Below are 21,966 nucleotides of genomic sequence, written 5' to 3' on the forward strand. Positions count from 1 at the left end.
AAGATATTACAAAGTAATATTTTGGATTGATCAGTTATTAGGAAAATACTCCTATGTTAAAATATTCTAATCAAGGGCGAATTTTACGGATGGGAAAGACACCAGCTACTGATCTAAAGCATTGGATCTGCCATGGCGACATAATTCAGTTGCCATTTTGTTTGGAAAGGATGTTTGGAAGTGAACGAATTAAACTCGCAGGAAGATGATATCAATCCAAAGGATATGACTGAATATTACATCCATCAAATGGAATTGACTAAAATAAAAAATAACCTCAACCAGGCCCAAAAGATCGCCAACATTGGAAGCCTGGAGTACGATGTTGAAACCGATAAAGGATTTTGGACTGATCAGCTGTTCCGGATTTTTGGTCTAAAGCCTCAAAAAGATTTTTTCCCGGACTATCAAATGTATTTGAGCTATCTTCATCAGGATGACCGGCTGACCTTTGAACAGCAGTTTAACAGGCTTCTCAAGGAAAAGGACAGTGTGGACCTGGTATGCAGGATGATCAGGCAGGATGGTGAAGAACGGTATATTCACCATCGGGCAGATTACTTTGCAGATGGAGATGGATCGCCCAAAATCATTGCCACGATTCAGGATATAACTGAAAAGCGGCGCATGGAAGAAAAACTCTATGAAAACGAGCGGAAAATAGGACAGATATATGAAAATCTTGATGTGGGCATTTATTCTGCAGATTTACTGGAAAGAAAGGTTCTTCATTTTTCGAGAGGTGTAGATGGGATTTTCGGCTACACGGCCGAGGAGTTTATTGCTGACTTCGATTTGTGGAACAATGTAATCCATCCGGAGGATATGCAGGTGGTAGAGGCGGAGCGGGTGAAACTTCTGAATGGGAATAGCATCCGCTATCAGTATCGGATTGTTCATAAGTCCGGTGAGCTCAGATGGATTAATGATCACAGTATCCCGTATCTGAATGAAAAAGGAGAGCTTATACGCGTTGATGGATTTGTAACGGATATAACGGAACAAAAATGGCTTGAAAAAAGAATGAGGCGTATGGCTTTTTATGATCATTTGACAGATCTGCCGAATCGCCGATACTTTGATCAGAAACTTCAAACCCTTATTGAAGACGATGAACACCAGGGGTTTGCCATCTTGTTTTTTGACTTGCAGCGCTTAAAACAGATTAATGATACATTTGGACACTCATCAGGAGATGAACTTCTAAGGCTTGTTTCACAAAGAATGAAGGAGAAGCTAAATTCAGTCTGTTTTTCAGCAAGAATTTCCGGTGATCAATTCGCAGTTATTAAGGAACCTATCCAGGAGAAGGAGGATCCTGGACAAATAGCGGAGTCCATTAATCAAATCTTCTCTGAACCATTTCATATCAACAGCTTTGAGCTCAGTATTACCCCGTCTATAGGCATTAGTTTATATCCGGATAATGGAATCGCAGCTGATGAATTGGTCAGAAATACGGAATCTTCCCTATACCATGCCAAGCAGAAAGGGAATAATAGATTCCAGGCTTACCATCCCTCCATGGATATTGAATCTTATAAGCTTTTTACTTTGGAACAGGATATGCGGAAAGCACTTCAAAATGACGAGTTTTTTCTTGAATACCAGCCAAGAGTTGATACGAAAACACGGAGAATACTAAGTGCGGAAGCTTTATTAAGATGGAATCATCCGGAATGGGGCAGAGTTTCACCGCTGGAGTTTATCCCCGTTGCAGAAGAAACCGGTTTAATCGTAGATATAGGCGAATACGTGATAAGGAAGGTATGCAGGCAGATTCATTCCTGGAAGGAAAGCGGGCTGCCGATTGTTCCGATATCAGTGAACATCTCTCCGCTGAGCTTTTTGAAAAGCTGTTTTGTTTCCACGATAAAGGCAGCATTGGATGAGAATTGTCTGGACGCATCATTGCTTGAGATTGAATTGACCGAGTCTTCCCTGATCAATTACTCAGAGAACGTGATAGCGGTGCTTAAGGAATTGGGTGAGATGGGAGTGAAAATTGCGCTGGACGACTTTGGAACCGGCTATTCTTCCATCACTCAATTAAAGAAATATAAATTCGATGTTTTAAAGATTGATAAAACGTTTATCCAGGCAATGGATAAAAACACAGAAGATGCCATCATTACGGCCAATCTGATTCAGCTCGCCCATGGGCTGAATATGAAGGTGGTAGCAGAAGGCGTTGAGACCTTTGAACAGTTCTATTCCTTAAGAAAAAATGAGTGTGACCAAATACAGGGGTATCTTTTCAGCAAGCCAATTCCGCCTTCCGCCTTTGAGCAGAATCTGTTGATTGGCACCTTGAAGCCGCGGAATATTAAGGAAGACAATGTGTTTAAAGGGTTGCGCAAGTATGTCCGGGTCGAGTTTCCCTATCCGCTGGAGGCGGACATGACCATCTTAGAGCTTAACAGCAAGCCTGTCAAAATGGGCAGCACGAAGATCCTGATTGAAGATATGAGTGCAGGCGGAGTAAAATTTGTTTCAAAGATGAAACTCCCTGTGAGGAAAGATATCATTCTATTAATTGAGACCACGCTTTCAGGAGAGGATCTTTCCTATACCGGAACGATTGTCCGAAAAGCTGAAATATCAGATGCTCTGACTATTTATGGATTTCAATTTATTATCGAAGAGGGACCTAGAGCGGAATTGGCGGCGATGCTTGATATCCTGCAAAGTCAACTTGAGCAAGACCTACCCGTTCCCGAATCTCGTTTCATAGAAACAGCCAGCAGCCAGCAGTACTTCGAATAATATTTTTCTATAATTATCCTATTCTTCGAGCTATAATAATTTCATCACAAACTGAGAGAGGAAGAAATCATATGGCTGAGTTATCTAACTGCCCGAAATGTGATGCGATTTATGTGAAAAATCAATTCCGCGACGTTTGCCAGGAATGCTGGAAAGAAGAAGAGAGGGCCTATGAGACGGTTTACCAGTTTATCCGGAAAAGGGAAAACAGGACAGCGAAGATGATGGAGGTTGTCGAGGCGACCGGAGTCGTGGAGGAACTCATCATTAAATTTATTAAGACCGGCCGCTTGAAGCTCGCGCAATTTCCAAATTTGGGGTATCCCTGCGAGAAATGCTGGACAAGCATCCGGGAAGGCAAGCTGTGCGGCAACTGTGCAGTGGAACTGAGGAAGGACCTTCAGCAGTTTACAGCTGATGAAGAACGAAGAAAAGAAGCAGTACAAAGAGAAAAACAAGGTACTTATTTTGCCGTAAATGAAAAAATTAATAGGCGTTTTTAAGCTATGTGGCCCATTCACATAGCTTTTTCTATAGGCTTATCTATGTATTTTTTGCCAAACTTCAATTAACATTTAAACAAACCGCCACATTAGCCGATAATAAACTTAGGTTAAATCGACCGGAAAGAAAGTGAGGGGTACACATGAAAATCAATAACTTTGGTCCTTCAGGCGTGAACCCATACAAACGCCAGCTGAACAAGCTTGAACATGCAGGAAAACCAGCCAGAACGGCATCAGATAAAATTGAAATCAGCACTACTGCAAAGGAAATGCAGCAGGTATCACAGCTGAGCGAAAACCGTAAAGCAAAGGTGGAAGAGCTTAAAATCCAGGTGGAGAACGGCACCTATAAAATCAACCCAAAAGAAGTCGCGAAAAGCATCGCTAGTTTTTATACGAAGAAATAATGAGGAGGGGAAGGCATGTCAGCCGAAGCACTTACTGTAGCAATGGAGAAACTGCTAAAGCTTCATAAAAGCCTTTATGAACTCGCAGTTAAAAAGACAGACATTATTAAGACCGGCGACATGGACGCCCTGAACCAGATGCTCAAGGATGAACAAGCTCATATTGCGGCTATCAGCCGATTGGATAAAGAACGGGAGAAAGCGGCAAATTCCATCGTACCTATGCTGGAAAGCCCAACCGTATCAGATTGTTTAAATCTCCTCACACAGCCTGATCTCCTCAGGCTGGAGGCTATCACGGAGGAGCTTGCTGAGCTGGTGTACGAACTGAAGGAGCAGAACTTCCTAAACCAGCAGCTTGTTCATCATTCCCTTCAGTTTGTGAATGTCTCTATAAATCTATTAAGGCCGCAGCCTGAAACGATGAACTACGGCCCGCCTGCCAAAAAGAACTCTGAAAAGATGAATCCAGGAATTTTCAACTCGAAAGTGTAGCAGAACGGAGGAACAAACATGCGTTCAACTTTCATGGGTCTTGAAACAGCCCGCCGCGGCATGTTCACCCAGCAAAGTGCTTTATATACAACAGGTCATAATATTTCAAATGCGAATACGCCGGGATACACCAGGCAGCGCATTAATTTCGCACAAACCGAGCCTTACCCGGGCGTTGGCATGAACCGCCCGCAAATACCCGGTCAAATGGGAACGGGTGTTGAGGCGGGAACAGTTCAGAGAATAAGAGAATCATTCCTGGATCTGCAATATAGAACCGAAAACACAAAAATGGGCTATTATGGTGCCATGAGCGAGTCTTTAACCAAGATGGAAGAAATCATAAATGAACCGTCCGAGAATGGATTGCACAGTACGCTGGAAAAGTTCTGGAATGCGCTGCAGGATTTATCAAGCCATACTGAAAACACCGGAGCCAGGGATGTAGTGGCTGCTACTGGTCAGATGGTTGCAGATACACTGAATTATTATCATAATTCCCTATCACGGGTCCAGGAGGATATTGGGAATCAGGTTGATGTGAAAGTGGATGAAATTAACGCGATTGTCGCGCAAATTGATCATCTGAATAAGCAGATCGCCTCTGTTGAGCCGCACGGATACATGCCAAATGATCTGTATGATGAGCGGGACTTATTGGTAGATAGTCTTTCGCAATTGGTTAACGTGAAAGTGAGCGGTGTGGTTCCGAATACATATGGAGATGCCAAGCCGATGGCAGCGGGCCTTTATAATATCGAGATTGTGCAAAAGGATGGAAAATCCTATAATCCGCCAATTAACCTCATATCTGTAACAAAAGAGAGTGGGATTGTTGGCACAAACAAGCTGGAGCTTGAAAAAAGCGAAGACAGCGGACTTGTAACAGGATTAAAGATTGGATCCACTTCCTTTACGCAATTTGAGACTTTATCCGGTGAATTGACCGGTTTAATTAACAGCTATGGTTATGAAGCAGGTGGTTCTGCAAAGGGAGCTTACCCTGAAATGCTCGAGAAGCTGAATAGAATGGCGTCTGCTTTTGCCAAGGAATTCAATGAGATTCATAAGAATGGATATGCCCTTGGAGCAGATACAATCTCCGGATTGGACTTTTTCGAGTTTGATGAGAAAAATCCCGCTCAAAGCATGAAAGTAAATCAAGCATTGCTTGATGACTCATCTAAAATTGCCGCCGCAGCAGAAAAAGGCGGAGCATCAGGTGATAACAAAAATGCTCAGCTGCTGGCTGATTTAAGGAAGAAAAGCTTTAGTGATTATACATCATTGACAGATGATGAAAAATCTAGGCTGAATGGAAGCCTAGATTCCTATTATTCAGGAATTATCGGACGGTTAGGGGTAGACTCTCAGAGTGCTAAAAAGGATCTCAAAAACTCCGCGGTGCTGGCAGATTCAGTAGACCGAAACAGGCAATCCGTCAGTGCAGTCTCATTAGATGAAGAAATGACCAATATGATTAAATTCCAACATGCTTACAATGCTTCGGCCCGCAATATCACTGTGGTTGATGAAATGCTCGACAAAATCATCAACGGCATGGGCGTTGTAGGCAGATAAAGGGTGAAATAGAGTGCGCGTAACACAATCGATGCTATCAAATAACATGCTTCGCAATTTAAGCAATAGCTACAGCAGGATGGACAAGCTGCAGGATCAAATTTCCACGCAAAAGAAATTTACCAAGCCATCGGATGATCCAGTTGCTGCGATGATGGGGATGAATTATCGTACGGACTTAAACCGGGTTCAGCAATTTACCAGAAATATTGGGGAAGTGAGAAACTGGGTTGACAGTACCGATGATGCTCTGGATAAAGGGGTGCTGGCCCTGCAGCGAATAAGGGAACTTACTCTCCAGGCAAGCAATGGCACGCTGGAAGAAGATCAGCGTAAAGCTGTTGCTGAAGAGGTAAAGCAGCTTAAAGAGCATTTGCAGAATCTCGGAGATACACAAGTTGGCGGAAAGTATATTTTCAATGGAAATCAGACAAACGTAAAGCCATCTGAATCCGGTTTTCAAAGCGGAACCATTGAGCTAGAGGTTTTTTCAGGAATCAAGATTCCTGTTAACACGGAAGGTAAAGCTATATTTGGGGATATGCTCAGCGATGATGGAGATATTCAAAAGCTAATCACAGCGCTCGAAACGAATGACCCAGCCGTTGGGGACATGCTTGAAAGTGTGGATAAAAACATAGATAATTTCTTATCTGCCCGTGCCCTGATTGGTGCCAAACAGAATCGGGTCGAGCTGATGGAGGACCGCCTTTCCCAGCAGGAAGTCTTCTCAACAAGAATCCTTTCCGATAATGAAGACATCGATATGGAAAAGGCCATCATCGAGCTTACAACCCAGGAAAGCATCCACCGGGCAGCACTAAGCGTTGGGGCGCGAATCATCCAGCCGAGCTTAACCGACTTTTTAAGATAATCAATGAAAAGCTATCCTTAGGAGATAGCTTTTTTTCATAAAAGAGGTGTCTAACATGAACGTGCCGCAGATCAGGCTGGAATCCAACTTTATCAAAATGGGATTAAAAATAGAAAAACCGGTTCAGGAAATTGAACAGCCCCCTGCCATTCAATCCATCCAGCAGCCTAAAGCCATCCTGGAAATCGAAACAATCCCTGGTAAGCTGACTATCGATCAGACAAAGGCACGAGAGGACGTCGACCTAAAAAGTGTTGGCAGAAGAATAGAAGAGTTTGCCCAAAACGGGTATCAGGAATGGCTAAAAGGGATGGAGAGAAGGGCTGCACAGGGAACAGAACTCATGAAAATTGAAAACGGCGGCACTCCCATCGCCTATCAGGCCAAGGAAAACAGCGAAGGTCCTCCCAAGCAGTTTAATATTGGCTGGGTACCGTCTCATAATAGTGTAAAAATCCAATACGAACCAACAAAAGTAAACATTGAGGCCCAGCCGCAAAAGCCGAAGATTGAGGTTGAAATCAGAAAGCCGGTACATAACTATACGCCAGGTAAAGTTAGTTCAGAGATTATTGAGAAAAATAGCCTAAGCGTTGATTTTATCAATCTAACCATATAGCAATGAGGTGAAAAGATGAATATTCAAACAAAGTTTCATGGTGAGCAAGAAATTAATAAGGATGACATTATTTATTTTCCATCCGGGATACCGGGGTTCTTAGACGAGAAGGAATTTTATATTCTCCCTCTTGAAGGGACAGAGCTATTTGTGATGCAGTCAGTAAAAACAACTGAGGTGGCTTTTATTGTGACAGATCCGTTTGTACTATTTCCACAGTATGAGTTTGATTTGCCAGAAGAGGTATTAGAAAAGTTAGAAATACAATCAGATAAAGATGTGGCAGTCTTTGCGATTTTGACGGTAAGAGAGCCATTCCATAATACAACCGCTAACCTGCAGGCTCCATTAGTCATTAACCATACAAAAAAGCTAGGCAAACAAGTCATTCTTAATCAAACAACTTACCAGACCAAGCATAGAATCATGACACCTCAAGAACAGGGGGAGAGATAATGCTTGTACTCACAAGGAGACTGAAAGAATCGATCATGATTGGTGACGATATTGAAATCTCAATCCTCTCTATCGAAGGCGACCAGGTAAAGCTGGGCATCAGTGCACCGAAAAATGTGGATATACATAGGAAAGAAATTTACCTATCCATTCAGCAGGAGAACAGCAGCGCTACTCAAACGGATACTAGTGCAATTGAAAGTTTGAGCAGCTTTTTTAAAAAGCAATAAAAAATTTTTCTAAACTATTAAACACCTGCCAAAATAAGTCGATATAACCATTGTAAAGCTGAACAGCAAAAAGGCGGCCGACTTTTCTGCTGGTTGGTAAAACAACCACATGGATGTGGGATTTATACTCAAGGAGGAAATTAACAATGAGAATTAATCATAATATTGCGGCGTTGAATACTTATCGTCAGTTGAATGGTTCTAATAACGCGCAATCTAAATCTATGGAGAAGCTTTCGTCAGGTCTGCGTATTAATCGTGCAGGTGACGATGCTGCTGGTCTGGCTATTTCTGAAAAAATGCGGGGACAAATTCGTGGTTTAGATCAAGCATCTAAAAATGCCCAAGATGGCATTTCAATGATTCAAACTGCTGAAGGTGCATTAAATGAAACTCACGATATCCTTCAACGTATGCGTGAATTAGCGGTACAAGCTTCTAATGATACAAATACTACTAATGATAGAGATGAAATTCAAAAAGAAGTAAACCAACTAAAACAAGAGATTGATCGTATTGCGAATACAACAGAATTTAACACTCAAAAATTACTTGACGGAAGTAAAGTTGGTCTAACAGATAAAATTGATGGTTCGGTTACAATTCAAAACAATAGTAGTGCATCTATTACTGCAACTGTGTCTGGAACATATACAGATGCACTAAACAAAACAGGTTCAATTACTATTACACGGGTAACAGAGGCTTCTGGTACAGCTAGTGGATTTAGAGTTTCTGATCCAAATGGCGTAACTGTAGCACTTGCAACGGATTTATCCAACTTAACGGGCTTTGGAACAACTATTGCACTTGCAGATTTAAGTAACATGAAAGCAGGTGAAAGCTTTACAATTAGTGTTCAAAAACAAGCTGCTGCAACCACCGATGTATCTAAATCAATTAGCTTCCAAATTGGTGCTAATAGCGGCCAAAACATACTTGTAGGTATTTCTAGTATGAAAGCAAGCGATTTAGGGGTTGCAAATGGCTCAGAGGGCTTAGATGTAACAAGTGCAGATAAGGCTAGTGCAGCTATTACATCTCTAGACAATGCAATTAATAAAGTGTCATCAGAAAGATCCAAATTGGGAGCGGTCCAAAATAGATTAGAGCATACAATAAACAACCTAGGAACATCTTCTGAGAACTTAACTGCTGCCGAATCTCGCATTCGTGATGTTGATATGGCAAAAGAGATGATGAACCAAACTAAGAACTCAATTCTTTCTCAAGCAGCACAAGCAATGTTGGCTCAAGCAAATCAGCAGCCTCAAGGTGTGCTACAACTTTTAAGATAATCTTTTACAACCTATACTTTTTATAAAGAGCCAATGTATTTTTTACTTTGGCTCTTTAATTTTAAGGAGCGGAAGAAAGAAAATGGTTCAAATTTCTGCGTGTGTAATTACCAAAAATGAGGAAAAAAATATTGAACGATCTATTCAAAGTTATAAAGAAATTGCTGATGAAATTATATTAGTGGACACAGGTTCTTTAGATAGAACTATTGACATTGCTGATAAACATGGAGCAAAAATCTATCATTATGACTGGGATAATAACTTTGCAAAGGCCAAAAACTTCGCATTATCAAAAGCTTCAGGAGAATGGATAGTATTTTTAGATGCTGATGAATACTTTGACAAGGAAACAGCGAATTTATTACCAAATGTTCTGAACCAAATAAATAGTAATAAGCTATTCGACGCTTTAAACGTTAAAATGATTCATACTGATGGTTACAACGGGAGAGTAATAAGCGAAAACCCCGCTATAAGGATATTTAGAAATAGAAAAAGCATTAGATTTATAGGCTCAATACACGAAAAACCTATGAATAATGGTAGCATCTTAAATGCGTTAAATCCATCAAATCTACATTTGAAAATATTTCATACAGGATATAAAGTTGGGGAGAATCTAATAGCTAAATTTAAAAGAAATCTAGTATTACTTGAAAAGCAGCTTGAATCTAATGAAGTTGATGGTATGACCTATTATTATCTTAGCGCTACACATAGTAGTTTGGGTAATCATGAATTAGCAATAAAGTACGGTTATGAAACACTCAAAAATAATCAGATATTTGAATCACTAGTTGCTCATAAACCATATGTATTTATTATTAAAGGAATGCTTGAGCTCTATCCTAAATACTCCTTACATGAGATTCGAACCATTATGTCAATTGCTATAGATAAATTTTTCTATCATCCAGAAATTATAAGATTAAGAGCAGATTTATATAAAAAGTTATCTATGTATGATGAGGCTATCTCAGATTATCTTACATCGCTAGAAATGAATGATGAATTTAATAAGCTGCTATTAAATGACTTCTATATGTATAAAGATGTTGTATATCAAGAATTAGGAAACCTTATGATTTTAAAGAAAAAAATAGATTCTGCACTCCAATACTTTTTGTTAAGTTTAAAGGAAAATAAATACAACCAAGAAAGTCTACTGGCTTTAATAAATATTAGTCACAATATAAATATAGCGGATTTTATTTACCTGATAAACACCATTTATCATAATGATAGCCTTGAAGATATGGGTTTTCTTGTGAAATTTTTATCGCAATTAAAGAGCGAAGCTGTTATTTATTATCAAGAAATTTGGAATAAAAAATTTGAAAAGGAAGACCTAACAATAGTTATTACATTGCTCATATTAAAGAGATTTGAAGAGGCATATAATCTAATTTTTGACTTATTGAGAAAACACCAAGTTGAACAACTAGAAATCTTTTTATTTATTACTTGTTTAGTCTTAGACAAAAAAGAGTACTATAAAGATACTTTGAAGGTAATTAAAGATGAAGAATTATGTTACATAATAAAATGCTTGTTAGGTAAAGAGGATTATAATTCAACAAGTAAAGATACAGTAATTAATATAATTAGGGAGTTGTGTTTACTAAAGGAAGATCAAGCAATTGAACTTTTACTAAATAAATTAACATTAAATAAGAAAGTGTTTTTTGAAAATATAGGAAATTTATATTTTAATATACGGAAATTTGAGGAAGCGCAGATATGGTTTAATAAGACATTGAAAAGTAACGTTTTTTCTAATGAGAGAGATGTGTTGTTTAAGTTAGGAGTTTGCTATTATCAATTAAATGACAAAAACAAAGCATATATAAATTTTATCAAAGCCCAAAATCTAGGATACAACAAAGAAGACTTGAACCAATATTACATTTGGTTATTAGAAATTTAACTCAGTAGTAAAAGGATTTTTTACTAAGGAACTGGTGATATATGAAGAAGATATTAATTGGTAGTCCCATCCATCAAAAACCCCAAATTCTAGAAATTTTCCTTAATTCGCTTAAAAGATTAAATAATATTGACATGGAAATACATTATTTATTTATTGATGACAATATCGATAAAAAGTCAACGGAATTACTAAAGAGATTCGCATATGAGCCAAAGAATATAAAGATAATAAATGGTGATAAAGAAGATAGCTATTTTACTAATGAACAAACCCACTATTGGAATGATACTTTGGTTTGGAAGGTAGCAAACTTTAAAAATAAAATAATTCAGGAAGCCTGTGAAGGTGACTATGATTTTCTCTTTTTATTAGATTCCGACTTAATTTTACATCCTTATACTCTGCAACAATTAATTCAGTCGGAAAAGGATATAGTATCAAATATATTTTGGACAAAGTGGCAACCAGATTTGCCTGAGCTTCCCCAAGTATGGATGTTTGATGAATACGAACAATACTATAAGAAAAGTGGAGAGAATCTTACTGATGAGGAAAAAACCAAGCGGCACATAGACTTCATTAATATGTTAAGAGTTCCAGGCGTTTACGAAGTCGGAGGGTTAGGTGCATGTACCTTAATTTCTAAGAAAGCGATCAAAGCAGGAGTAAATTTTAATGAGATAAAAAATATTTCTTTTTGGGGTGAAGACAGGCACTTCTGCATTAGGGCACAAGCTCTAGGTTTAAGTTTGTTTGTAGATACAAATTATCCTGCATTTCATATATACAGGTATTCCGATTTAAGTAATGCTAATAATTACTTTAAAGAAACAGACCTGTTTCTTCCTTTGGATGATAAGGAGCAAATTATAAACACAGTTATTAAAGGAATAGAGAATCTAGGTACAGATTCTAGTAAGGACCTTGAATGGAGGGAATTCTTTACTGAAGAGTTTATTTATTCAATCGAAAAGCAAAAAGAAAATGAAGAAAATGATGAGGCGATAGTAAAAGCTAATGTCTATGATGTAAAGATTACTAAGGTTGATAAGGTGAAAAATACTGCTCATGTAAAGTTTTTATTAGTTAATGTAGGAACATTAAATTATGAAGAAATAAAAGAAAAGTTCTTATGTAATATAAATTTAATAAAGAAAAATGGTATATGGTTAATCAGCGAATTAATAATAGAAGAAGATGTAACAGATTACAGTTTTCATAGAAAAATCGAAAAAAATCCCAGAAAACATATTTCTCTTATTTACACTAACTTCAGCGGTTCTAATTCAATTGCATTATATAAAAATATTCCAGACATTATAAAGAATGAATATAATATAGAATTATTAAAACAAACCAATGAAGAAGATTTTTATACTAAAATAATTAATAGTGATATGGTAATTACAACTGAAGGCAACTTTATATTAGATAAAAAGTATTATTATCCTGACCAAAAGGTTATAGAATTATGGCATGGGTTTCCTCTTAAATCTATGGGGTTTAAAGATAAGACCGACTTAAATATTAACCGTATAGGAAAGACATGGTCAAATGTTGACTTTATAGCTTCTTATTCGTCTTTATTTTCAGAAAAAATGAATGAGTGTATAAGAACAGACAAAGATAAATACTACATTACAGGATCCCCTAGAAATGATTTTCTTTTAAGAAAAACTGATAAGAAAAATCTTTCTGAAGTCCTAAATAAAGACCTTCAAGGAAAAAAGTGCTTATTTTATTTGCCTACTTTTAGGTATAGCTTTATGAAAGGACTTAATGAAGGAGAGAGGACATGGGAAAATGTCTTTGACTTAGATGATTTTAATAATGAAGAATTTAAAGATTTTCTAAGAATAAATAAACTTGAATTGATTGTAAAATTACACCCTGCTGAAGAAGTATTATTACTAAATGATATTAAGAAGTTTGATTACATTAATTTTATAACTGATAGAGTGCTTGAAGAAAATAATTTAGATTTATACGAAATATTAGGAGGGGGAGATTTACTTATTACTGATTATTCTTCTGTTTATTTTGATTTTCTCCTACTTGATAAACCAATAATTTTCACACCCACTGATCTTGCCGTGTATAAACAAAAAAGGGGACTAATCTTTGAATATGAAAAAGTTACACCAGGCCCTAAAGTGCTCTCTCAAAAGGATCTCCAAATGGAAATTATAAATTCTCTGCAGAAAAGAGAGTATTATAAAATAGAGAGGGATAGATTAAAAGAATTAATACACTTTTATCAGGATGATAAATCATCGAGCAGGATTTGGAATCTGATAACCACTTGAAAAATCACTTTTATAACATAGATCTAATATTAAAAAAGTAATAATATTATCATTTAATAAGGTGGACCACCTGAGTACAAATGAGAGCTTGACATTTCCAATATAATAAAACTTGGAAGTAATTAATATTTTATAGAGAGAAGATTCGTAAAATATTTCAAGAATAGAAAGGTTAGAAGTGCCTAGACAGACATAGAGTTAATTCTTTTTTATAGAAATAAATTAGGGAATTCTAGTTTAACTAGGATTCCTTTTTATTGGATAAGATGGATTTGCTATTAATTTCTTGAATCACTCCACAAGATATCGAATGTCTTAGTTGTACTTAATCTTTAAAAGTGTATTAAGAAGTTTTTAACACCTATGATCTTCAAATTATTACTCAAATAATGTTATATATATTAACTTCCTTCTATCTAATCCGATATAAACGTTGATAAGTCATTATAAAAAGTTGGGGATAATTATGATTAATGAAATATCATCTCAAAAAATATCTCTTACATCCAGAACAGCAAACACAATTTTAAGTAATGAATTTTCCAAAAATCAAAAAAATGTTAGCACTCAATTATTTTTTCAAAGCAGAGAAACAAAAAAGGGGAACCAGGTTGTAGAAGTAGTCGATAGCATGAACAAGTTCTTACAAGCTTCTCACACCTCATTAAAGTTTGTTCTTCATGAAGAGTTAAATGAATATTACGTAACACTAGTTGATGATGTTACCCAGGAAGTCGTAAAGGAAATCCCATCAAAAAAAATGCTGGACATGTACGCAGCAATGACGGAATTTGTTGGGTTAATGGTAGATAAGAAGATTTAAAGGAGGAATTCGAATTGGTTAGAATCGGAGGTCTGGCGAGCGGGATGGATATTGACCAGCTTGTATCAGATCTAATGAAGGCAGAACGGATGCCTCTTGATAAGTTAAAGCAGAAGAAACAAGTATTAGAGTGGCAGCGGGATGATTACCGTACAATGAATTCTCTCCTATTGGATTTTAGAAGTGAATTGACGCAGATGAAGCTGACCACACGTTATCGCTCGCGTCTGACAACTTCTTCAAATGAAGCAATGGTAACTGCCACAGCTAGCGGTGCAGCCAGCCAGTCTTCTTACTCGATTTCAAAAGTAACACAGCTGGCCAGTGCTGAGACTCGAGTGAACGGCGGCAGCATTTCAGCGGATGGAAAGTCCTTAGACTCAAGTAAAAGCCTATATGCACAGGAAAGCAGTTTTATGTATAAAGGCAATCATACAGATTCAGGTGGAAACACTGTCGGTAGTGCTTGGAAAAATGGTGCCGTTTTAAATAAAAGTATAAACGTGACCGATCCAGCTGCTATTAGCTTCGGAGATATGTCCAAAGTGGACCTTAGTGAACTCAGTTCCTGGAGTGTAAAGGTTAATGGAGTCGGGTTTAATGCGCTGAGTGAGGCAGAATTGACTGCGGCGAACCGTCCTTTAAAAGAGAACGAAGTGCTGGTAAAAGAAGATGGAACCCTGCAATTCGGGAAGGAACCTGCAAAGGGGAGTGTCATTAAGATTGATTATGTGGCTACTGAACGCACGGGTTCACACGCTATTTCAAGCAGCACTTCCTCTATTCAATTGGCACAAGGTGCCCTGAACGAAGTGAAAAGCATTAAGATAAAGGAAACAGCGTCGGGAACGTCCACTGAGAAAACTTTTTCAATGGGCAATATCGTAAATGGAGAAAGAGAAATACTCGATGATGCCAATAAAGTGGTAGGCACCCTTAACTACGAAACAGGGAAAATCACGTTTAATTCCGATATGCAAAAGCCGGCAGATGGATCTGACACAACGATGACTCTGGAGATTGCGTATGACCACAAATACACTGCCTTTTCTGTTGATACCTCCACCTCTAAGGGGGAGCGTCATGATTCCTTCCTTATTTCTGGCAGTGAGTCTCTGAATAATGTGATTAGTAAAGTTAATGCTTCAAGCGCTGGTGTCAACATGTTCTTTGACAGTGCTACAGGCCAAATGACGATGACCCGGACAGAGACGGGAGATTTTAATAAAAGCGGGGCTGAGATCACTACAAGCGGAAGCTTTCTGAATGATGTTCTGCGCTTTAAAGGGGCTGCGGTCAAAGAAGAAGGAAGAAATGCTGAATTTGTGATTAATGGGTTGGCTACCAATCGGAGCTCAAACACATTTGAAGTGAATGGCGTCACTTTTACCCTTAAACAGACATTTGAAGATAAGCCGGTCAGCATTAATGTCAGCAATGATTCCACAAAGGTTTTTGATAATATCAAGGCGTTTGTGGATAAATACAATGAAATGATCGATAAAATCCAGAAAAAAACGGGTGAAGAGCGCTATAGAAGCTACACCCCGTTGACCGATGAACAGCGTGAGCAGCTTTCAGACAAGCAGCAGGAGCAATGGGAAGAGCGGGCGAAAAGCGGTCTCTTGCGCAAGGATTCTACACTTCAGTCTGTTTTATCCGGGATGCGTATGAACTTTTATCAGCCCGTTTCAAATGACCTTGTTTCTCCGCTTTATAATCAGCTGGCGAGTATCGGTATTAAAACGACCAGCAATTATTTAGAAGGCGGAAAGCTTGAAATTGCTGAAGCCGCCCTGAAAAAAGCAATCGAAGATGATCCTGTGTCTGTTGAAAATCTTTTTAGAGGGGAAGGGCAGACAGACGGGCAGAGAGGGATTGCCCACAGGCTATATGATACGGTGAACGCTGCAATGGATAAATTAAAGACAAAAGCGGGAAACAGCTTTTCAACCAATCAGCAGTTTACCATCGGCAGAGAACTGAATGATGTAGGCAAGCGGATTGATAGTTTTGAAAATAAATTAAAGCAGGTGGAAGACCGCTACTGGCGCCAATTCACCGCCATGGAAAAAGCGATCCAACGTTCCAATGAGCAATCCATGTTCCTTATGAACCAATTTAGCGGCGGCATGTAAGAAAAAGGAGTGTTACAAATGGCAGTAAGCAATCCATATCAATCCTATCAGCAAAACTCAGTGAATACCGCATCTCCTGGAGAGCTGACACTGATGCTGTATAATGGGTGCCTTAAGTTTATTCATCAGGCGAAGAAAGCCATTGAAGAAAAGAATATTGAAATGAAAAACACCAATATCCAAAAGGCTCAATCTATTATTCAGGAGCTGATGGTTACATTAAATATGGACATCGAAGTTTCTAAAAATATGATGTCTTTGTACGACTTCATGAATCGCAGATTAATGGAAGCTAACATTAAAAATGATGCTTCCATACTGGCTGAGGTGGAAGGCCTGGTGACCGAGTTCCGGGATACGTGGAAGGAAGTCATCCAGGTGAACCGTCAGAAGCAGTTCTCGCAGGGTGGGACAGTCTAGTGAGTTCGGTACAAACCTTTTATGATGCCACACAAAAGCTGATTGAATTACTTGAAGATGCAGAACTTGACCGTGATGCGAAAATCAGTCAGGTTGAATATTTGCTTGGAAATCGCCAGCAGGCAATGGCTGGCATGGCTCCTCCATATTCAGACGCTGAAAAGGACTTGGGAGCCAGGCTCATCAGCCTAAATGCAAAAGTCACCGAGCTCATGACAAGGGAAAAGCTTTTTATCCAAAAAGACATCAAAGACTTAAGCGTTAAAAAGGAATCAACCGGCAAATATGCTAATCCCTATCAATCCATAGTAACGGACGGCATGTTTTATGATAAAAGAAAATAGGTGACTAACATTGTTGACTATGACCGAAGAGCAGTACCTTTTCATGAAGGAATACAGCGATCTTTTATATACCATAGATGAAGCATTTGATTATATCGTAAAGAGCTTTAGCGATTTCAGTAAAACAGAGGGAGAACGGCTTCTCGGTGATATTTTTCAGGCGTTCCCTCAAGTTGCTTCAGCCCATGAGCAGCTTAGCCAGCTTGTTCAAGACAATCAGCCCATGCTTAAAGCTATCGCTGATATCAGTACAGTCGCCGATCAGGCTGAACTGCTTATTCAGAACTTCGATGATCTGCCTGTTAGACAGGAGATCATTTCAAAAAAGCTCTATCCTGCATTTGCAGAGTGGCATAAAAATATTCAGCAGGAGTTAAATCCATATATCCAATCCTGAATATGGTGCACAGTCCCGGAGGTGTTCACATGGATATCCCCTTAATGTCTATGGTCTTATCCCAAGGCCAGGTCCAGCAGCAGGCATCCATCTCAGTTATGAAAAAAGCCATGGACCAGGCAGAAGGAAATGCGGAATTCATTAATAAGATGTTGAGCGGGTCTCAGGTACAGGCCCTCCAGCACGCAGCCCAGCCCCATCTGGGCGGTCATATTGATATAAAAGGATGAGCAGTGAAATCAGCTGCTCATTTTTTATATAAGTCACCAATTCGACAAATATTCTCAATCTTTTTACCAGTTTCAGCAGGAGTTTTTAGGGGTAAAATAGAAATATAAATACATAGTCTTAATATACTTTTAAGACTAGGCATTACCTTTTCAGAATTACTGGTGATTTTCACAGTAAACGCTAGTGAAAAGGCTGTCATTGTATAATGAGAAGGAGGAGTTCACGTATGAATTACAACATTCGTGGTGAAAACATTGAGGTAACTCCAGCAATTAGAGAGTACGTAGAGAAGAAAATTGCGAAGTTAGAAAGGTATTTTACTGAAACTCCTGATGCAAATGTACATGTAAATTTAAAAACGTATAACAATAACCGTTCTAAAGTGGAAGTAACGATTCCGATGCCGAACCTGGTTCTTCGTGCAGAGGAAGATCATGATGATATGTATGCAGCGATTGATCTGATTACCGATAAATTGGAGCGTCAAATCCGCAAACATAAAACAAAAGTGAACCGCAAATTCCGCGAAAAAGGCAATCTGACTGCTGTGTTTGCAGCGCTGGAAAATGAGGCAGAGCCACCTGAACTGGATGAGGAGGATAACGATCTTGAAGTTGTCCGCCAAAAGAGCTTTGACCTGAAGCCGATGGACAGTGAAGAGGCGATCCTGCAGATGAACATGCTGGGCCACAGCTTCTACGTGTTCACCAATGCAGAGTCTAATTTAACGAATGTTGTGTACAAGCGTAAAGACGGCCGCTATGGTCTGATTGAAGCGCAATAATAAAACATGAAAACCCCGCTGCTGAGGCGGGGTTTTCGTTTGGTGCGGGTTTCCTATTGGGCTATTTGCAGGAATTGGCCGGCTATTTGCAAATTCGCCTTTCTATTTGCAGATATCAGGCTCTATTTGCGAATATCGCTTTTCTATTTGCAGGTTTTCCCGACCTATTTGCAGCGTCCACATCTTCGCTTAAAACGACACTGCCAAAACCAACCTAAACCGTAAACTTCTCCAATTCCCTCTCCATCACACTAGTCATCTCTTTCAGCTGCTCCACCTTCACCATAACCTGCTCAAACGCGCGTAACTGTTCCTCCGTAGAAGCTGAGATTTCCTCCGTCCCGGCAGCGGTTTCTTCAGTTACGGCCGAAATATTTTCCACAGCGCTTATGACCTGCTGGCTCATCTCACTGGAGCTCTTCATATCATCAACTAGTTTTTCCAGATGGCTATGAATGCCGGATACATGTTCAGAGATGATTTCAAAGACGAGTTCCGTCTCGCTCATCGACTGGGATTGCTCCTTTGAAAGGGCATGTCCCTGCTCGGTGGCGTTGTAAATATGGCTGATTCCATTTTGGATATTGCTGACCATTGACGCAATCAAGTCGGTTGCTTTGGAAGAAGAATCAGCGAGTTTCCGTACTTCTTCTGCCACAACTGCAAATCCTTTACCGGCTTCACCGGCACGGGCTGCTTCAATCGCCGCATTTAATGCCAGCAGATTCGTTTGATCCGCAATATCTTTTACCGTGTTAGCTGCCCCTTCAATTTCCTTGGTGAACTGGGCAAATTCACTGACTGAATTTCTAATATGATTAGACGATTGGGAGATCTCGTCAGCAAGTTTCATTTGTTTTTCTAATGACACTCTGCCATGGTGAACTGATTCCAATGCCTTTGTGCTTTGCACAGCACTCTCGGCACTCGACTGGTGGACAGCTGAAAATTGCTCACCCATCACGCTCATTAACTCGGCAGTTGCCTGAACGTCTTCCGAGATGGCCTGGCTGCCTCTCGCCAATTCATCCGTTGAAACGGCCACCTGGCTGCTGCTTTCATTTAAGCTGTGCATATAGGAAGCCACATCCCCGGCAAATCCTTTTACATTCTGGCTGACCTTTTCTATGGATTGCACGGTTCCTTTCAGGTTCACTACCATTTTAGAAAAAGCTTCCGTTAGTTTATCCACTTCATAGCGGCTGTTTTCTTTAAAGATGAGCTGTGATAAGTCTGCTGTTAAATCGCCCTCTGAAATTTTCTCTGCTTTTTCCACAATCGCATTGATTGGCTTTGTAATTCCTCGGGCTGCCATCCATGAGAATACAGCTGATAAAAGAATAAGCAGCAGGCTTCCTATAAGGGAAGAATTCGTGATAAAGGCGATTTTCTGGCTGGTTTCCTGAAGAATGCCTTCATACCATTCATTTGTGCGCTTCTTTAAAAGGTGCATATCATTTAAAATGCCGGAAATACGTATGCTCTGACGCTTGATTTCCGCTTTGTTACCCTTGTTGAAGGCTTCAGTGGAAACTTTCGATAGCTCTGTATACTTTCCTTCAATGCTGCCAATGATTTTTTTGTGCTCTGGAACTGTGGCAACCGAAGAGAGGGAAGCCAGGTTTTCCTGAACTCCTGTCATCATGGTGAGTGCCTGGTCCTTGTTGGCGTCACTTGAATTGTACGTGTAATTGGCAAGGGACTGGCTTGTCACCACCAGGCTTTGCTCCAGGTCCTTCACTTTTAGAAGAAGTTCCACATCATCTTTAGCGGAGCTTTGGATGTTCAGTGTTTGGTAAATGATAAAGCCGATCATGCTGACCGAGAGTGCGAGCGGGATCAGCGTGACAATAATGAGGCGTTTTCGTAATGTCATGTTGGAACTCCTTTATTCAGCTTTTACTGTGATTTTTCCATTGATTATGTCTTCGGTTGCTTTTTTTAATGCAGCTTTCTGTTCTTCTGTTAAGGTGACGACCCGGATCTCAGAAAGGCCGACACCGTCTTTTGCCAGTCCCCATACATAAGATGAAGCTTCGATTTTCCCGTTTTCCGACAATTCCTTCGCCAGGTTAAAAACAGCAATGTCGATGTTTTTGACCATCGAGGTGGCAACGGCTTTTTCTGCAACAAAATACTGGTCGGAATCGACACCGCCGGCAAGCACACCTTTTTCTTCGGCTTTTTTCAGTGCGCCAAAACCGGTGAATCCGGCAGCAGGGTAAATAAAGTCAGCACCAGCAGCAATTTGTTTTTCAGCAATTTTTCCGCCGAGAGCGGCATCCCCAAAACTTCCGGCGTATTCCGTCAGAACTTCAATTTTCGGATTGAAGTGTTGGGCTCCTTGTACAAATCCATTTTCAAAATGGTGGATGACAGGCACGTCAACACCGCCGATAAATCCCAGTTTGCCTGTTTTGCTTGTCATGGCAGCGAGCATTCCGACAAGGAAGCTGCCTTCATGCTCCTTAAACGTAAGTGAGACCACATTATCAAGCTCGGAAACAGCATCAATCAGCAGAAATTGCTTGTCAGGATATTTCTCAGCCGTTTTTTCAAGTGCTTCCTGTGCTGTGAATCCCAGTCCGATGATCAGGTCATGATTTTCTTTGACCAGCTCTTTAAGCGGCTTTTCAAAATTTCCGTCAGGCGCTTCTTTGTAATCAAACAGAATGCCCAGTTCATCACGCGCTTTCTCAAGTCCCCGGAATGCAGAGTCGTTAAAAGACTCATCTCCAAGTCCAGTGTCTGATAAGAGAATGCCAATTTTATATTCTTTATTTTTCGTTCCGCTTTGATCAGCTGCTGAACAGGCTGATAAAAGCAATGTGAGAATAAGTAGAAAAGATAGTAGTTTTTTCAAGGTGAACCTCCGTGTTGTAAGTTTTAGCCTTAGTTTATATCGGCTGAAATGAGGAGGTATTTAGTCTGAAGTCAGACCTTAATAGAGGGGATTGAAGGGAATAAAAAAAGTGATACCTAAAAAGTATCACTTTAGAAGCACCGTCTTTTTGTGATGGGGAAAATAATAAGTTGTAATTCATTTAAAAAACGAGGGAAAAATGCTCTCAAAAATAAAAAGCTGGCTCAAAAAGGTCGTCATTCAACGCCCTTTTTGAACCGGTCTCTTTTATTAAGCGGAAAATCGGGACTGCCTACCTGACAAATTAAATCACTTCGGTTATGAACTTACACCCTTTGATTTTCTTGAATGTTTCTTTTGCTTCTTTTTCATTGTAAAACTCATACATTTTGATGTTGTTTTTTGAATGAACCGTAATGATCCACAAGGAAATTTTCCACCTTTCAAGATAATTGTTTCCATTTTTATGTAGTGCATTTTGGTTGTTGATAGCAA

Annotated in this window: 23 protein-coding genes; 19 read left to right on the top strand and 4 right to left on the bottom strand. The window is 39.4% G+C overall.

The annotated features are described in order from the left end of the window. Positions 1-180: 180 nt before the first annotated feature. The 9 genes from CE058_RS16425 to csrA all read left to right on the top strand — a co-directional run bounded on the left by CE058_RS16425 (position 181) and on the right by csrA (position 7,934). Positions 181-2,766, top strand: coding sequence for an EAL domain-containing protein (locus CE058_RS16425; RefSeq protein ID WP_163144119.1), 2,586 nt, complete (start codon positions 181-183; stop codon positions 2,764-2,766). A gap of 71 nt (positions 2,767-2,837) precedes the next feature. Next, complete coding sequence (locus CE058_RS16430; RefSeq protein WP_163144121.1) at positions 2,838-3,269, top strand: TIGR03826 family flagellar region protein; 432 nt, start codon at positions 2,838-2,840, stop codon at positions 3,267-3,269. Positions 3,270-3,412: 143 nt separating this feature from the next. After that, positions 3,413-3,679, top strand: a complete 267-nt coding sequence (flgM, locus tag CE058_RS16435) for a flagellar biosynthesis anti-sigma factor FlgM (RefSeq protein WP_163144123.1) — start codon at positions 3,413-3,415, stop codon at positions 3,677-3,679. A gap of 15 nt (positions 3,680-3,694) precedes the next feature. Beyond that, positions 3,695-4,174: a flagellar protein FlgN gene (locus CE058_RS16440; protein ID WP_163144125.1), complete on the top strand. Its 480-nt coding sequence runs from the start codon at positions 3,695-3,697 to the stop codon at positions 4,172-4,174. Positions 4,175-4,192: 18 nt separating this feature from the next. Beyond that, positions 4,193-5,755, top strand: a complete 1,563-nt coding sequence (gene flgK / locus CE058_RS16445) for a flagellar hook-associated protein FlgK (RefSeq protein WP_163144127.1) — start codon at positions 4,193-4,195, stop codon at positions 5,753-5,755. A 13-nt stretch (positions 5,756-5,768) separates the two neighbouring features. Then, positions 5,769-6,629: a flagellar hook-associated protein FlgL gene (gene flgL / locus CE058_RS16450; protein WP_163144129.1), complete on the top strand. Its 861-nt coding sequence runs from the start codon at positions 5,769-5,771 to the stop codon at positions 6,627-6,629. Positions 6,630-6,684: 55 nt separating this feature from the next. Beyond that, entirely contained in the window at positions 6,685-7,248 is a 564-nt protein-coding gene (locus tag CE058_RS16455) for a DUF6470 family protein (protein ID WP_163144131.1), read from the top strand. Positions 7,249-7,263: 15 nt separating this feature from the next. Further along, positions 7,264-7,704 carry a flagellar assembly protein FliW gene (fliW, locus tag CE058_RS16460; protein ID WP_163144133.1) on the top strand — a complete coding sequence of 147 codons (441 nt, stop codon included), beginning with the start codon at positions 7,264-7,266 and terminating at the stop codon, positions 7,702-7,704. Continuing rightward, positions 7,704-7,934 (top strand): carbon storage regulator CsrA, encoded by a 231-nt coding sequence (gene csrA / locus CE058_RS16465; protein ID WP_163144135.1) that lies wholly within the window; start codon positions 7,704-7,706, stop codon positions 7,932-7,934. Before fliW ends, csrA begins: the two co-directional genes overlap by 1 nt. A 9-nt stretch (positions 7,935-7,943) precedes the next feature. Here the strand turns inward: csrA and CE058_RS25270 are convergent, their stop codons facing one another. Further along, positions 7,944-8,081: a hypothetical protein gene (locus CE058_RS25270; RefSeq protein ID WP_353618142.1), complete on the bottom strand. Its 138-nt coding sequence runs from the start codon at positions 8,079-8,081 to the stop codon at positions 7,944-7,946. Here CE058_RS25270 and CE058_RS16475 point away from each other — a divergent pair. From CE058_RS16475 to hpf, 10 genes are all read left to right on the top strand, one after another. Further along, positions 8,081-9,232 (top strand): flagellin N-terminal helical domain-containing protein, encoded by a 1,152-nt coding sequence (locus CE058_RS16475; protein WP_163144139.1) that lies wholly within the window; start codon positions 8,081-8,083, stop codon positions 9,230-9,232. The genes CE058_RS25270 and CE058_RS16475 overlap by 1 nt on opposite strands. 82 nt (positions 9,233-9,314) lie before the next feature. Then, positions 9,315-11,162 carry a glycosyltransferase family 2 protein gene (locus CE058_RS16480; protein ID WP_163144140.1) on the top strand — a complete coding sequence of 616 codons (1,848 nt, stop codon included), beginning with the start codon at positions 9,315-9,317 and terminating at the stop codon, positions 11,160-11,162. Between the two features lie 41 nt (positions 11,163-11,203). After that, the gene (locus CE058_RS16485) at positions 11,204-13,471 is read left to right on the top strand and encodes a CDP-glycerol glycerophosphotransferase family protein (RefSeq protein ID WP_163144142.1); all 2,268 of its coding nucleotides are present in this window, start codon (positions 11,204-11,206) and stop codon (positions 13,469-13,471) included. Positions 13,472-13,937: 466 nt separating this feature from the next. Beyond that, the gene (gene flaG / locus CE058_RS16490; RefSeq protein WP_163144144.1) at positions 13,938-14,294 is read left to right on the top strand and encodes a flagellar protein FlaG; all 357 of its coding nucleotides are present in this window, start codon (positions 13,938-13,940) and stop codon (positions 14,292-14,294) included. Between the two features lie 14 nt (positions 14,295-14,308). Further along, positions 14,309-16,432: a flagellar filament capping protein FliD gene (gene fliD / locus CE058_RS16495; protein WP_163144146.1), complete on the top strand. Its 2,124-nt coding sequence runs from the start codon at positions 14,309-14,311 to the stop codon at positions 16,430-16,432. An 18-nt stretch (positions 16,433-16,450) separates the two neighbouring features. Then, on the top strand, positions 16,451-16,852 hold the full coding sequence (gene fliS, locus CE058_RS16500) for a flagellar export chaperone FliS (protein WP_163144148.1): 402 nt from the start codon (positions 16,451-16,453) through the stop codon (positions 16,850-16,852). Next, positions 16,852-17,196 (top strand): flagellar protein FliT, encoded by a 345-nt coding sequence (gene fliT, locus CE058_RS16505; protein ID WP_163144150.1) that lies wholly within the window; start codon positions 16,852-16,854, stop codon positions 17,194-17,196. The genes fliS and fliT overlap by 1 nt, the downstream gene beginning before the upstream one ends. Positions 17,197-17,215: 19 nt before the next feature. Next, the gene (locus tag CE058_RS16510; RefSeq protein WP_258751596.1) at positions 17,216-17,593 is read left to right on the top strand and encodes a DUF8042 domain-containing protein; all 378 of its coding nucleotides are present in this window, start codon (positions 17,216-17,218) and stop codon (positions 17,591-17,593) included. 29 nt (positions 17,594-17,622) lie between these two features. Further along, positions 17,623-17,823: a YjfB family protein gene (locus CE058_RS16515; protein ID WP_163144154.1), complete on the top strand. Its 201-nt coding sequence runs from the start codon at positions 17,623-17,625 to the stop codon at positions 17,821-17,823. A 227-nt stretch (positions 17,824-18,050) separates the two neighbouring features. After that, positions 18,051-18,608, top strand: coding sequence for a ribosome hibernation-promoting factor, HPF/YfiA family (hpf, locus tag CE058_RS16520; protein ID WP_048009852.1), 558 nt, complete (start codon positions 18,051-18,053; stop codon positions 18,606-18,608). Between the two features lie 214 nt (positions 18,609-18,822). Here hpf and CE058_RS16525 read toward each other — a convergent pair whose 3' ends face one another. The 3 genes from CE058_RS16525 to CE058_RS25125 form a co-directional block, all read right to left on the bottom strand. Next, positions 18,823-20,484, bottom strand: coding sequence for a methyl-accepting chemotaxis protein (locus CE058_RS16525; protein ID WP_163144156.1), 1,662 nt, complete (start codon positions 20,482-20,484; stop codon positions 18,823-18,825). Between the two features lie 12 nt (positions 20,485-20,496). Beyond that, a complete protein-coding gene (locus CE058_RS16530; RefSeq protein ID WP_163144158.1) occupies positions 20,497-21,471 on the bottom strand; it encodes a BMP family lipoprotein in 975 nt (324 codons plus the stop codon). 304 nt (positions 21,472-21,775) lie between these two features. After that, entirely contained in the window at positions 21,776-21,898 is a 123-nt protein-coding gene (locus CE058_RS25125) for a hypothetical protein (protein WP_258751227.1), read from the bottom strand. Positions 21,899-21,966: the final 68 nt, after the last annotated feature.

Origin of the sequence: Bacillus sp. 22-7 (assembly GCF_010628845.1) — a bacterium.
GTDB lineage: Bacteria > Bacillota > Bacilli > Bacillales > Cytobacillaceae > Cytobacillus > Cytobacillus firmus_B.